This window comes from uncultured Allofournierella sp., from assembly GCA_944382705.1.
In the GTDB taxonomy this organism is placed as follows: Bacteria; Bacillota; Clostridia; order Oscillospirales; family Ruminococcaceae; genus Allofournierella.
The window spans coordinates 35,174-46,555 of the sequence record CALWNE010000017.1; the positions used below are offsets into that span (position 1 = coordinate 35,174).

13 protein-coding genes are annotated in these 11,382 nt (G+C 56.2%); 5 read left to right on the top strand and 8 right to left on the bottom strand.

The features are described from left to right. Positions 1 to 11: 11 nt before the first annotated feature. Together ACH2EM_RS02770 and ACH2EM_RS02775 are read left to right on the top strand one after the other, a co-directional pair. A complete protein-coding gene (locus ACH2EM_RS02770; protein ID WP_395150548.1) occupies positions 12 to 743 on the top strand; it encodes an SDR family NAD(P)-dependent oxidoreductase in 732 nt (243 codons plus the stop codon). After that, positions 740 to 1,729 carry a hypothetical protein gene (locus tag ACH2EM_RS02775; protein ID WP_395150549.1) on the top strand — a complete coding sequence of 330 codons (990 nt, stop codon included), beginning with the start codon at positions 740 to 742 and terminating at the stop codon, positions 1,727 to 1,729. The genes ACH2EM_RS02770 and ACH2EM_RS02775 overlap by 4 nt, the downstream gene beginning before the upstream one ends. Positions 1,730 to 1,855: 126 nt before the next feature. Here the strand turns inward: ACH2EM_RS02775 and bilS are convergent, their stop codons facing one another. Together bilS and bilQ are read right to left on the bottom strand one after the other, a co-directional pair. Further along, positions 1,856 to 2,362: a flavodoxin family protein BilS gene (gene bilS / locus ACH2EM_RS02780; protein WP_395150550.1), complete on the bottom strand. Its 507-nt coding sequence runs from the start codon at positions 2,360 to 2,362 to the stop codon at positions 1,856 to 1,858. 36 nt (positions 2,363 to 2,398) lie between these two features. Further along, positions 2,399 to 2,845 carry a bilirubin utilization transcriptional regulator BilQ gene (gene bilQ / locus ACH2EM_RS02785; protein ID WP_395150551.1) on the bottom strand — a complete coding sequence of 149 codons (447 nt, stop codon included), beginning with the start codon at positions 2,843 to 2,845 and terminating at the stop codon, positions 2,399 to 2,401. 235 nt (positions 2,846 to 3,080) lie between these two features. On the opposite strand from bilQ, the gene ACH2EM_RS02790 reads away from it, so the two are divergent. Continuing rightward, on the top strand, positions 3,081 to 3,377 hold the full coding sequence (locus ACH2EM_RS02790) for a YciI family protein (protein WP_395150552.1): 297 nt from the start codon (positions 3,081 to 3,083) through the stop codon (positions 3,375 to 3,377). A gap of 65 nt (positions 3,378 to 3,442) precedes the next feature. Here the strand turns inward: ACH2EM_RS02790 and ACH2EM_RS02795 are convergent, their stop codons facing one another. Further along, complete coding sequence (locus ACH2EM_RS02795) at positions 3,443 to 4,756, bottom strand: cytochrome c biogenesis protein CcdA (RefSeq protein WP_395150553.1); 1,314 nt, start codon at positions 4,754 to 4,756, stop codon at positions 3,443 to 3,445. Positions 4,757 to 4,952: 196 nt separating this feature from the next. Beyond that, a complete protein-coding gene (locus ACH2EM_RS02800; protein ID WP_395150554.1) occupies positions 4,953 to 5,690 on the bottom strand; it encodes an RICIN domain-containing protein in 738 nt (245 codons plus the stop codon). Between the two features lie 202 nt (positions 5,691 to 5,892). Between ACH2EM_RS02800 and sfsA the strand changes: the two genes are divergently transcribed. Beyond that, positions 5,893 to 6,594: a DNA/RNA nuclease SfsA gene (sfsA, locus tag ACH2EM_RS02805; protein WP_395150555.1), complete on the top strand. Its 702-nt coding sequence runs from the start codon at positions 5,893 to 5,895 to the stop codon at positions 6,592 to 6,594. Positions 6,595 to 6,672: 78 nt separating this feature from the next. Further along, entirely contained in the window at positions 6,673 to 7,752 is a 1,080-nt protein-coding gene (locus tag ACH2EM_RS02810; RefSeq protein WP_395150556.1) for a hypothetical protein, read from the top strand. A gap of 94 nt (positions 7,753 to 7,846) precedes the next feature. Here the strand turns inward: ACH2EM_RS02810 and ACH2EM_RS02815 are convergent, their stop codons facing one another. The 4 genes from ACH2EM_RS02815 to ACH2EM_RS02830 form a co-directional block, all read right to left on the bottom strand. Continuing rightward, positions 7,847 to 9,079 carry a U32 family peptidase gene (locus ACH2EM_RS02815; RefSeq protein WP_395150557.1) on the bottom strand — a complete coding sequence of 411 codons (1,233 nt, stop codon included), beginning with the start codon at positions 9,077 to 9,079 and terminating at the stop codon, positions 7,847 to 7,849. 67 nt (positions 9,080 to 9,146) lie between these two features. Beyond that, positions 9,147 to 10,280 (bottom strand): endolytic transglycosylase MltG, encoded by a 1,134-nt coding sequence (gene mltG, locus ACH2EM_RS02820; RefSeq protein ID WP_395150558.1) that lies wholly within the window; start codon positions 10,278 to 10,280, stop codon positions 9,147 to 9,149. A gap of 18 nt (positions 10,281 to 10,298) precedes the next feature. Further along, positions 10,299 to 11,129: a GNAT family N-acetyltransferase gene (locus ACH2EM_RS02825; protein WP_395150559.1), complete on the bottom strand. Its 831-nt coding sequence runs from the start codon at positions 11,127 to 11,129 to the stop codon at positions 10,299 to 10,301. A 36-nt stretch (positions 11,130 to 11,165) separates the two neighbouring features. Further along, the coding region (locus ACH2EM_RS02830) for a phosphatidylglycerol lysyltransferase domain-containing protein (RefSeq protein ID WP_395150560.1) at positions 11,166 to 11,382 on the bottom strand (217 nt) is incomplete at its 5' end.

An 11,382-nucleotide genomic window follows, 5' to 3' on the forward strand; every position in this document is an offset into this window, starting at 1 on the left:
GAGGAATTTTTATGGCAAATGTATATCTTATTACCGGCGCATCCAGCGATGTGGGCTGTGCCCTGATTGAGCGGCTGTACCAGGAGGGCGACCTGTTTATTGCCCAGGGTGCCAGCGATTTGCAGGGTCTTGCCTCCTTGTGCCAGGCTCACCCCGGTGCCATTCGTACCTACAATGTGGATTTGACCAGCCAGGAGGCTCTGGAAGCCTTTATCCGGGATGTGCAGCAAAACTGCCCTGCTCCCACCCATTTTATTCATCTGCCCGCCTTGCGGGTGGTGAACACCAAGTTCAAAAAGTTCGATGAAGAACGCTTTGAGCTGGATCTTTCGGTGCAGCTGCGCAGTGCCGTTGCCCTGTGCAAAGCCTTTTTGCCCGGCATGGCTAAAGCCAAAAAGGGCCGGGTGCTGTTTATGCTCACCAGCTACCTGCTGGGTATGCCCCCCAAGAACACCGCCGCTTACATTATGGTCAAAAGCGCATTGGAGGGCCTGGCCAAGAGCCTTGCTGCGGACTACGCCTCCTTTGGTGTTACGGTCAACTGCGTTGCACCCAGCATGATGGAAACCAAATTTTTGGCCGATACCAGCGATTTGATTGTGCAGGCCAGCGCCGAGGCAAACCCAATGGGCCGGAACGCCCGCCCCAGCGATGTGGTGCCCGCCATGGCCTTTTTGCTCAGCGAGGAAGCCGGGTTTATTACCGGTGTAACCCTGCCTATTACGGGAGGAAGCGCTTTATGAGCAGCCCCTGCTTTCGGCTGGCACAGCCCCAGGAAGCCACTGCCATCGTGGAGTTTGTCAACACCCATTTTGACTGGAAGCTCCCCCTTGTAAACCGGCCGGAATATTTCCAGTATTACTACACCACTGCCCACACCCTGCAATTTGCTGTGGCAGAGCAGGACGGGGCCTATCTGGCAGTGGCCGGGTACATTAAGGCTTCTCAGGCGGAGCCCAGCGACATCTGGGTGTCGGTCTGGGTGGCCAAAAAAGGCTGCAACGGGGTGGGGCTGGAGCTAATGGATGCCCTGCCCCGGCTGACCGGTGCCCAGGTGGTGGCCTGCAACAACATTCGGCCCAAAACCATGGCCTTTTATCGGTTTCTGGGCTGGGAGGCCCAGCGACTGCCCCATTACTACCGGCTCAGCGGTCAGGCTTCCTACCAGCTGGCCCGTGTGCAGGACCCTACCCGGCTTCCGGTAAGCGGCTCCCTGACTTTGGAGCCGGTGAACACCCCGGAACAACTGGCTCAGCTGGGCCTGCCCCAAACGCCCCACACCCCCCGTAAGGATTTGTGGTATTTAACCCGCCGGTATTTTGCCTTCCCCCACCAAAGCTACCAGGTGTACAGTGCCTGCCAGGATGGAACCCTGCTGGCCTATGTGGTGCTGCGGCTGGCAGACAGCGGCTGTGGCAAGGCACTGCGCTTTGTGGATTTTATAGGCCCCGATGAGGTGCTGCCCCAGCTGGGCTGCGCTCTGGATGCGCTTTTGTTGGACAGCGGTGCGGAATACATAGACTGCTACTGTGCCGGCATCGCCCCTCATGTATTTGAGCAGGCCGGCTTTTGCCAGCGGCTGGAGGATTGCCCCAACATCCTGCCCAACTATCTAAATCCCCCTCTGTTTGAAAATACCGAATACTACTACTTTACCAACCAGCCCGACCAGTTTGTACTGTTTAAGGCTGACGGTGACCAGGACCGGCCCAACCTGCCTGCGGAGTAATCCTTGGGCGGATGTTGCAGCGTTCTTTACAACCAAACAGCCCCCCAACATGGCCAAGCATAGGCCGTATTGGGGGGCTGTTTTTGGTGTTTTGGGGGCGATTGGTCCGGCACCGTCTGCCAGATTTTACAGGCCCAGGCAGTTGGCCGCCCATTGGGCTGCCGCCTGCTCATCCTCCATATCCGGATGGGAAAGGGCTGCGTCAAAATTTTCAATCAGCATGGGCCAGCGGGGCTCCTTCGGCTCCTTCTCCATGCAAGCCTCATAGCGGCTGCGCACTGCCTGGGGCATTCTGCCCTGGCACATAAAGCCGCTGCCTGTTACCACGCCTTCCGGCGCATTCTGGGCCACACGGGCCAGAATCTGCTGAAAGTACTCCTGTTCCTTGCCAAAGCCGGCGGTGCCAAACAGATACACCTGCTTGCCCTGGGCCTGGGCCAGCAGCTGGGCTACCTTGGCATCGCAGCTGCCCTTATCCGTCCAAAAGCCCACAAACAGCACCGGGGCTTCAAGGGCTTTTTCGTCCACAGGGCCGTTGTAAAGGCACTCCTCAGCAGGCAGCCGCCGGGCAATGGCCTGGGCCAGCTGCTGGGTGTTGCCGGTGGGGCTGGAATATACGATGGAATACTTCATGGGAACTCTCTCCTTTTTTTAATTGGTGAGGCCCGGTCAGTCCTGTAAGGGCTGCTGGGTCGGGATAAATTGCTCAATATCCTGCACCGTTTTGTGCAGCAGCTGGCACAGCTGCTGCACTTCCTCCTGGGTAAGGGCAGCGGTGCGCAGCTTTTGCCAATCGTTAAACCAGGTGCGGCAGCTTTCAAACACCTGCTGCCCTTCGGGAGTCAGATTCAAAATAGCGGTGCGCCGGTCATAGGGTGCCTGTTTGCGTTCCACATAGCCCTGCTTGACCAGCTTTTCCACCGAGCGGGTGGTGTGTCCCCCATCGCTGTGCAGTGATTGCGCCAAAGTCCCCAGCGAGCAGCCCGGATTTTTGCCAATGAACAAAATAAAGTAAATCAGCCCGTGGGAAATTTCCAAGTCTTTCATCTTTTTGCTGCAATACTGCACAAAATCCATGCGCAGTGTGTTAATGTAATAGGCGAACGCCCGTTGCATAGTCTCCTGCTCCTCCGATGAATATAATTGACATGGTCAATTATATTCATTTTTTTCATCTTGTCAACAACTTTTTTCTGATACGCCAAACCCTGCACAGTTGCTGCACAACAGCTGGCATATTGGATGAATCGGTGCTATAATCGTACTGTTCTTAAAGTCATTGGGCAGGCGATTGCTGCAACGCAGCAAAACCGCTTGCCCGTATTGTTTCAAGCGAAAGGAGCGCTCTTTTATGCAGTACTTTTTAGTGGAAGGTCATGTAACCCATCCGGAAAAAATCAACCCTGCCTTGTTGGCCGAACACAAAGCTTACACCAGCCAGCTTATGGCAAAGGGCGATATGCTGTTTTCTTCTTTGCGCAGCAACAATGCTGGTTCGGTGAATGTGGTGCGGGCCAAAAGTCTGGAGGAGATTCAGGCCTTTTACCATCAGGAGCCTTTCTATCTGCAAGGGGTACTTACCTATACCATTTCTCCTTTGCAGGTGCATTACCACGCACCCCAGGCAGAAAGCTGGTTTGCAGAGTAACCCTGTAATTTTTACAGCCAAAAGGGCCATCCCCCAGCAAGGAGGATGGCCTTTTTTGTATAAATTTATCGGCTGGCCCGCACACCGGTTTGGGTCTGCTCAACGATGCTGTCCATGATTGCCCGGCTCATGGCGCCCGGCAGATACCCAAACACATTCCCCTCTGCGTCAATCATAAAGGTGGTGGGGTATGCCTGAATGCCGTAGGCTGCAAAAATCTCTCCGGTTTCGTCCATCAAGGTGGGATAGGTGTAGCCCTTTTGCTCCAACAGCTGGGCAATCTCCTGGGCGTTTTTCTGCTCCTGGTTGTAGGGATTCTGCTCGCTGTAAGGGGCCGCAATGCCCAGCACGATTACATCGCCGGTGTTTTCACCCCAGTCCTGGTACAGCTGCTGGATGTCCGGCATTTCGGACTGGCAGGGGCCGCACCAGGTAGCCCAAAAGTTCAAAAATACGGTTTTGCCTTGGTAGTCCGACAGGGTATGACTGTTTCCGTACTGGTCCACCAGCGTAAAGTCCGGCGCTGGGATTGCTTGTTCCTGGTTGCCTTCATCCTCACCGGAAGAACTGGCGGAACTGCTGCCCTCCCCGGTGCTGTCGGCCGGAGCCGAATCCGGCTGGGATGCCGCAACGCTGGAAGAACTGCCGGCCTCCTGCCCTATACCGGACAGATACCCGCTGAGGCCGTTCATCCACCCGGTAAACATCATAACACCCATTGCCATCAAAAGCACGCCGCCCGCCTTTGCAGTGTAGGCCAGCCAGCTGCGATGCTTTTTTAAAAAGGAAAGTACCTGGCTGGTAAACAGGCCCACCAGCAAAAAGGGCAGCACAAACCCCAGGGTATACACCCCAATCAGCCCAAAGCCCTGCCCACGGAAGGAGCTGGAACCAGCCATAAGCAGCACACTGGTGAGGGCCGGGCCCACGCAGGGCGTCCAGGCAAAGCTAAAGGTAAAGCCAAGGGCCAGTGCCGTAAGGGGGTTCATGCCAAAGCGTTCCAAGGCAAAGGGCAGCCGCCGCTCCTTCTGCAACAGGCGCAGCTTTAAAAAGCCGGTTTGGTACAGGCCCAGCAAAAACACCAGCACGCCACCTATCCGGGCAATGAGCTGCCGGTTGTTGCTGAACAGCTGGCCCAGGCTGCTGAACCCAAGCCCCAGGGCAAAAAAGGCAAAACTAATGCCCGCAATAAAAAACAGGGTGTTCCGCAGGGTGATGATCCGCCGCTGCCGGTCGGTAAGGCGTGTGTGTGCCGCACCTCCTGCCAGGTACCCCAGATACAGAGGCACCAGCGGCACCACGCAGGGCGAAAAAAAGCTGAGCAAACCTTGAATGAACACCGTGAATACCGATACACTAAGTCCTAAATCGAATCCCATACATTCCTCCCGATTGGCCGCTCCCCTGCAAGCTGTTTTGCCGCCGGGAGCTTATCATTTTACGGATTCAGTATACCAAAAGGCTCGCTGTGCTTGTGTAACCATGTCACGGTCAGCTGTCTTGCTGCAAAACAAAAAATCCCCCTTATGCAGGGGGATTTTTAATCCTTGGTGCTGGCTGATAAGGCATTTCTGCTTATTTGGCAGCCCTGCCGCCCTTGCGCTTGCCGGGCTTTTTGAGCACCGGCTTGGGGGGCTGCTTAGCCTGAGTATTCTCTGCCAGGGCAGCAGGCTGGGGCGAAGTTTCCAGCGCCTGGGGTTCCGGGCTGGTTTCCAGGGCTTTTGGCTCCTTGGCCGCCTTCAAAGCCTTTGGCTCCTGGGCTGCTTTCAGTGCTTTTTGATTTTGCTCTGGGGCGGGCTGTGCGTCCTGGTTATTCGCCGGCTGTTCTGCCGCAGGGTGGGATTTACGGGTCTTTTTTTCCTTGGCTTCTTCCACAAACCAAAGCTGGTTTTCGCCGTTTACATCCTGCCAGATTTGCAGCCGTGCACCGTTATCACGGCTCATGCCCACCACATCCAGGCATTTGCCGGATAGGCCGGATTTAATTTTTACCCGGCCATCGCCGGTATTTTCAAGCACCCACAGCTGGCTGGAGCCGTTGGAGCCTTCCCACTGGTGCAGCCAGGTGCCGTCCACCACACCTCCTGCAATCAGGTCCAGCATTTTTCCGGTAAACCGGTTGCAGATGCGGTACACGCCTTCGCCTGCACGCACAAAACGCCACTGCTGCCAGGGCTCACCGACATTTTTCCACAACTGAATGGCTGCTCCGTTTTCGGTGTTATAGTCTGCAACCTCAATCACCTTGCCGTCAGCATTGGAAATGGTGTAAAATTTATCCGGATCAATTACGGTCTGGGCTTTCTTTCTCATAGCGTCACTGCTCCTTCCTGTGGGTATCTACGGGGCAGCTGCCGCCGCAGAGCCAATTCCTGGGCTTTCCTAAATTATACCATTTTAATAAAAAAGGTCAAGTCAACAACAAAAATATATGACTTTTCTTCAATTTTTGCAGAGTTTCTCTTTCCTTATTCGCCTTTTTAAACCTATCATTTTTACAAAGGAGCGTGTATCCATGGAATATTCTCACATTGCCAAGGCCCGCTTTTGCAGCCGTCCCAACCGGTTTGTGGCCTGGGTGGAGCTGGAGGGGCAGCAGGTTGCGGTCCATGTTAAAAATACTGGCCGCTGCGCTGAACTTCTGGTGCCCGGCTGCACCGTCTATCTGGAGCAAAGCAGCAATCCCGCCCGCAAAACACCCTACGACCTGGTGGCGGTGGAAAAAGGCGCCCTGCTCATCAACATGGATTCCGCTGCACCCAATCAGGTTGTGAAGGAGTGGCTGCTGGAGGGTGGCCTTGGCCCCTTGCAGCAGCTGAGGCCGGAGTACCGGATGGGCGATTCCCGGTTTGATTTTTACGGCATCCAGCAGGATGGCCAGCCTTTTTTGATGGAGGTAAAGGGCTGCACTCTGGAGGAAGATGGTCTGGTGCGCTTTCCCGATGCGCCCACCCTGCGGGGTTTGAAGCATGTGCAGGAGCTTACCCAGCTGGCCATGGAGGGCTGGCGGTGCTATGTAATGATTGTAATTCAGATGAAAGGAGTGCACACCTTTACCCCCAACTGGGACACGCAGCCGGCCTTCGGCCACGCCCTGCAAGCTGCCCAGCAGGCCGGCGTTACCCTGCTGGCCTACGATTGCAAGGTAACACCCGGCCAGCTGCGGCTGGACCAACCGGTTCCCATCTGCCTGGATTTGCCCAAAAACCTGGACTGATTGCTAAAAGTTCAGGGCCTGCTTTGCACCCACTCACGCCCCAGCGCATACACTGGGCAAAAAGTGAGGTGTTATTGTATGAAAACTTCCAAAGCTCCTGTGGATTTCTTTTTGGGTGCCGTTGGCGCCCAGGGCTTTCATTGCTATTTTGAGGAACTGGCCCATGAGCCGGGCCGCCGGATGTATCTCATTAAGGGCGGGCCGGGCTGCGGAAAAAGCACGCTGATGAAAAAGCTGAGCGACCAGCTGGGCGGCGGCCAGCGCATCCACTGCGCATCCGATCCGGATAGTCTGGATGGGATTTTGCTGGAACAGCCCCTTGCAGCTGTTATCGATGCCACCGACCCCCACGCCATGGAACCAGACCAGCCGGGTGCCTGCCAAAAGGTGGTGGACCTGCACCACACCATGGACGACCGGCAGCTGATGGCAGCGCAAACAGAAATTGCAAGCCTGTTTACAGGGTATAAGGCACACCACAAGCACGCTGCCGATTTTATTGCTGCTGCTTGCCGTCTGCTGGATGCCAGCCAGCGTTTGGTGGAGCCGGGCGTCGATACAGCCAAGGTGCAGCGGTACGCAAGCCGTCTGGCCTTCCAGCGGCTGCCCCGCACCCAGGGCACTCCCAGCCAGCAGGTACGGCTGCTGAGTGCGGTAACCCCCCAGGGCATTGTGGTGTTTTACAACACCGTGGAGGCCCTTGCCCCCCATAAAGTGGTGCTCCACGACTGCCATGGTGCGGTTGCCCCGGCCATTTTGCAAACACTGCGGCAAATCGCTCTGGAACGGGGTTACTCCATCATCGCCTGCCCCTGCCCCCTGCATCCCCAGCGGCTGGAGCACCTGTTTATTCCCCAGCTGGGGCTGGCCTTTCTTACCAGCAACGCCTTTCATCCCATGGCATTTGAAGGCCAGAAGAACATCCATTGCAGCCGGTTTTTAAAGCCGGAGTTCCAGCTGCCCAAAAAACGGCTGCGGCTGTACCAGAACCTTGCCAGTCAGCTGCTGCACCAGGCCAGCTGCTGCCAGCAGGACGCAAAAGCCCTGCACGATCTGCTGGAGCAATACTACCAGGCCGCTGTGGACTTTGCCCAGGTGGATGAGGTAGCCGCTGCTTTAAGCCAGGATATTGCCCAGCTTGCCAGCCCTTCTGTTTAACCTTTGCACCTATCTGTGCACAAAAAGCCGCCGCCTGCATCCCTTGACTGGGTGCAGACGGCGGCTTTTGCTTGCTTAGTTTGCAGCGGTTGCGTTAGCCCTGAATCCGGCGGCGAATCAGGCTGTGCTGTGGCAGCGGTGTTTCGCTGGGGATGGCATAGGCCATGGTGGCATGGGGGGTGCTTTCAATGAGTTCCCCCTGGTCGTTTTTAATCCACTGGGGGGTCAAGGTAATGCGTTCACCCAGGGGGGTAAGTACCTCGATGGTATCCCCCAGCTGGAACTTACCACGCTGGGTGCAGTGGGCCACCCCTTCCTGCCAGCTGTCCACCACGCCAATAAACTCCCAATGGCGCACATAGCCGCCCTTTTTGGTTTCCTGCTTGGCATCCTGCCGGCCAAAGTAAAAGCCGGGAGAATAGGGCCGGTGGCTGGTGCGGTCCAGCTCCTCAAACACATCGTCCGGGCAGAGGAAATCCTCCGCCTGGGGGTCTGCCAAAAAGGCATCCAGCGCTTTGCGGTAGGCACTGGTAACGCTGGCTACATAATAGGCAGTTTTTGCACGGCCCTCAATTTTAAGGCTATCCACACCGGCCTTGCAAATCAGGTCGATGAAGGGGGCGGTGCACAAATCGTTTGCGTTCAGAATGTAGCTGCCTTCCTCGGTTTCGCCAATCTCCATAAACTGGCCGGGGCGGGATTCCTCCACCAGATGATACTTCCAGCGGCAGGGCTGGGCACACTGGCCACGGTTTGCATCCCGGCCGGTCATGTACTGGCTCAGCAGGCAGCGGCCGGAAAAACTCATGCACATGGCACCGTGCACAAAGGCTTCCAGCTCCAGCTCATCGGGTACCTTTTCCCGAATCTGGGCAATGGTGGCCAAATCCAGCTCTCGGGCCAGCACCACACGCTTTGCACCCATATCCCAGGCGGCACGGGCAGCCGCCCAGTTGGTAATGCCCGCCTGGGTGGAAAGGTGAATTTCCGCATCGGGCGCATACTGCTTAACCATGCTCAGCACACCCAAATCCGCCACAATAAAGGCATCCACGCCAGCGGCATGGGCATCCTGAATGGCCTGGGGCAGCCGTTCCAGCTCCTGGTTGGTGGGCAGGGTGTTCATGGTGAGGTATACTTTTTTGCCCCGTGCATGGGCAAAGGCGGTGCCTTCTGCCAGCTGCTGGGGGTCAAAGTTGCTGGAGGCGGTACGCATACCAAACTCGGTCATGCCGCAGTACACCGCATCGGCACCGTAGCGGATGGCATATTGCAGTCGTTCCAGATCCCCCGCCGGGGCCAGCAATTCAGGAATGGGTCGGTTCAATTCAGATCTCGTCCTTTCTCAATACACAGGCCGCCCCTTTAGCACAGGGGGCGGCCAAAACCGGGTATTACTTTACACTGAACGCATAGGCAACATTTGCGTTGTGTTCTTCCAGGGTTTTTGCGTAGTAGTATACACCGTTTTTATCGGTTACAAAGAAATAATATTTGTCTGCCAGGTAGGTCTCGTCCGGGTAGAGGGCTGCCTCGATGGCCTGGATGCCGGGGTTGGAGATGGGGCCCGCAGGCAGACCATTCAGCTCGTAGGTATTGTACGCCTTGTAGATGTTTTCGGGGATATTCTCCCACCCACCATAATAAGGGGCAATCCAGTTGTAGATGTAGTTGTTGTCGGCATCGCTTTGCACATAGCTGCTGGCGTTGCTCTCCAGACGGGGATAGGGCGAATCCTCCGCCAGCCGGTTGTGGAACACAGCCGATACCTTTGCATCCTCTGCGTTGCCTGCTTCTTCCTGCACAAAGCTGGCCAGGGTGATTACCTCCTCAAAGGTCATACCCAGTTCCTGGGCCCGCTGATGCATCTCCTGTGTTACCCTTGCATTGAACTGGGCGTAAAACTTGTTGACATAATTGTAAACGGTATCATCCACAAAAAAGTCATAAGTTTCGGGGAACAGATAGCCCTCGCACTTCATAAAGCGGTTGGGGTCATCGGGAATTTCATTCCAGAACCAGTACTGGCTGAAATCTCCCTCGTTTGCTACCTGCAAAAATTCCTCGGCCGTGCACAGGCCCGCTTCCTCCATCATCTGGGCAAACCTGAGGGCAGTAATGCCTTCGGGAAAGGTAATGCGCACGGTTTCCCGCTGGGCATACTGGCTGAGGGCCTCCACAATGGACTCATAGCCCTGGCCCTGTTCCAGCTCAAAGCTGCCGTATTGCAGCTGGCTGCCTGTGCCGGTAAGCTTGAGATAGTAGCGGAACACCTGGGGATACTGGATGACCCCTGCCTGTTTCAGCTTTGCCGCAATGGCAGAGGTGCCTTCCCCCTGCTCCACCGCAACGGTAACCTGCTGGCCGCCGCTGCGGCCCTGCACATCGCTCCACACCGAAAAGGCGCCCAGAGCCAGGACAATTCCAAGGGCCAGCACCACCAGCAGTGCAATCAGGCAGCCTGCTTTGCCCTTTTTGCGGCGGGGCGGCTGGTCCGGGTTTGTATAACGAATGCGTTCCTCGTTCATGACAAGAATCCTTTCTTATTATTCCAAATCCAGCATCAGGCGCATATAGCTTTCCTCCACGCCAAAGGGCTGCTGGAAAAATTCCACCATTCCATAGTCCTGGGCCGTGCCCTCACCCAAAAACAGATGCTGGGCCGCTCCCAGGGTAATCACTGCCCGCTGGGCACCGGTTTTATCCCGTGCGGCTTCCAGCAGCTTTTCGGCTGCCCGGTCACCCTCAGCAAACAGCTCCACAAATTCCAGGGTATTGTCGTCCTTTTTAAAATAGATGCCATACCCTTCCGGGCTGGAAACAATGGTGGCACCCATGCTGTACAAATCCGTAAGCACCAGAATATAACCCCTGTCGTTTAAAAACACGCTGTCCGGTGCATAGGTCTGGCGCAGGCTGCGCAGTGCCTTTGCCGTTACGGTGTCAAAATCCGCCTGGGCCCACAGGTTGCGGCGGATTTCCCGCTCCACCCGGCGCAGGCCAAATGCCTTTACAAAGCCCCGCTGGGCGTAAAAATCAAACAGGCTGGCCCCTGCGGGAATCAAACAGGCAAAGGTGTAGCCCCGCTGCACCAGCTCCTGCCGGGCAGCCTGCATCAGCTGGGACATAATCCCCTTGCCCCGGTAATCCGGGTGGGTGCATACACCGTAGTAATACACGCCCTTGCGCCCTTGCAGGGTAACCGGCACTGCGCACAGGCTTGCCACCAGCTGCTGGTCCTGCTGGGCCACAAACACATGGTCCAGCCCGGCAAACTCCTGCATAATCTGGGCAGCCTGCTGCTGAGTACCGCCAAACACCAGTGCAAACAGGGCGGTTAGTGCGTTTAAGTCGGATGGTTGTGCAACACGAAACATGGGTGGTTCTCTCCTTTTTATAAGGGGATGATGGGTTCAGCCAACAAAAGTGGCCCGGTATTTGGGCTCGATGATAACGGGATTATAGGAAAGCTTTGCCTTGCGCAGACCCTCGGAGTCCACATCGTCCTCCCGGTTAATCATTTCATAGCGGCCGCATACCTGGCGGGCCATTTCCCGGTTGATGATGTTGTAGGCGCCATTCACCTCGTACAGTGCTTTTTCCACATTGGTGTCAAAGATGCGCTCGTTG

What these genes read in the sequence shown, in the direction of transcription:
- ACH2EM_RS02770 (WP_395150548.1), top strand. Translation starts at nt 12, where the DNA reads ATGGCAAATGTATATCTTATTACCGGCGCATCCAGCGATGTGGGCTGT.
- ACH2EM_RS02775 (WP_395150549.1), top strand. Translation starts at nt 740, where the DNA reads ATGAGCAGCCCCTGCTTTCGGCTGGCACAGCCCCAGGAAGCCACTGCC.
- bilS (WP_395150550.1), bottom strand. Translation starts at nt 2,362, where the DNA reads ATGAAGTATTCCATCGTATATTCCAGCCCCACCGGCAACACCCAGCAG.
- bilQ (WP_395150551.1), bottom strand. Translation starts at nt 2,845, where the DNA reads ATGCAACGGGCGTTCGCCTATTACATTAACACACTGCGCATGGATTTT.
- ACH2EM_RS02790 (WP_395150552.1), top strand. Translation starts at nt 3,081, where the DNA reads ATGCAGTACTTTTTAGTGGAAGGTCATGTAACCCATCCGGAAAAAATC.
- ACH2EM_RS02795 (WP_395150553.1), bottom strand. Translation starts at nt 4,756, where the DNA reads ATGGGATTCGATTTAGGACTTAGTGTATCGGTATTCACGGTGTTCATT.
- ACH2EM_RS02800 (WP_395150554.1), bottom strand. Translation starts at nt 5,690, where the DNA reads ATGAGAAAGAAAGCCCAGACCGTAATTGATCCGGATAAATTTTACACC.
- sfsA (WP_395150555.1), top strand. Translation starts at nt 5,893, where the DNA reads ATGGAATATTCTCACATTGCCAAGGCCCGCTTTTGCAGCCGTCCCAAC.
- ACH2EM_RS02810 (WP_395150556.1), top strand. Translation starts at nt 6,673, where the DNA reads ATGAAAACTTCCAAAGCTCCTGTGGATTTCTTTTTGGGTGCCGTTGGC.
- mltG (WP_395150558.1), bottom strand. Translation starts at nt 10,280, where the DNA reads ATGAACGAGGAACGCATTCGTTATACAAACCCGGACCAGCCGCCCCGC.
- ACH2EM_RS02825 (WP_395150559.1), bottom strand. Translation starts at nt 11,129, where the DNA reads ATGTTTCGTGTTGCACAACCATCCGACTTAAACGCACTAACCGCCCTG.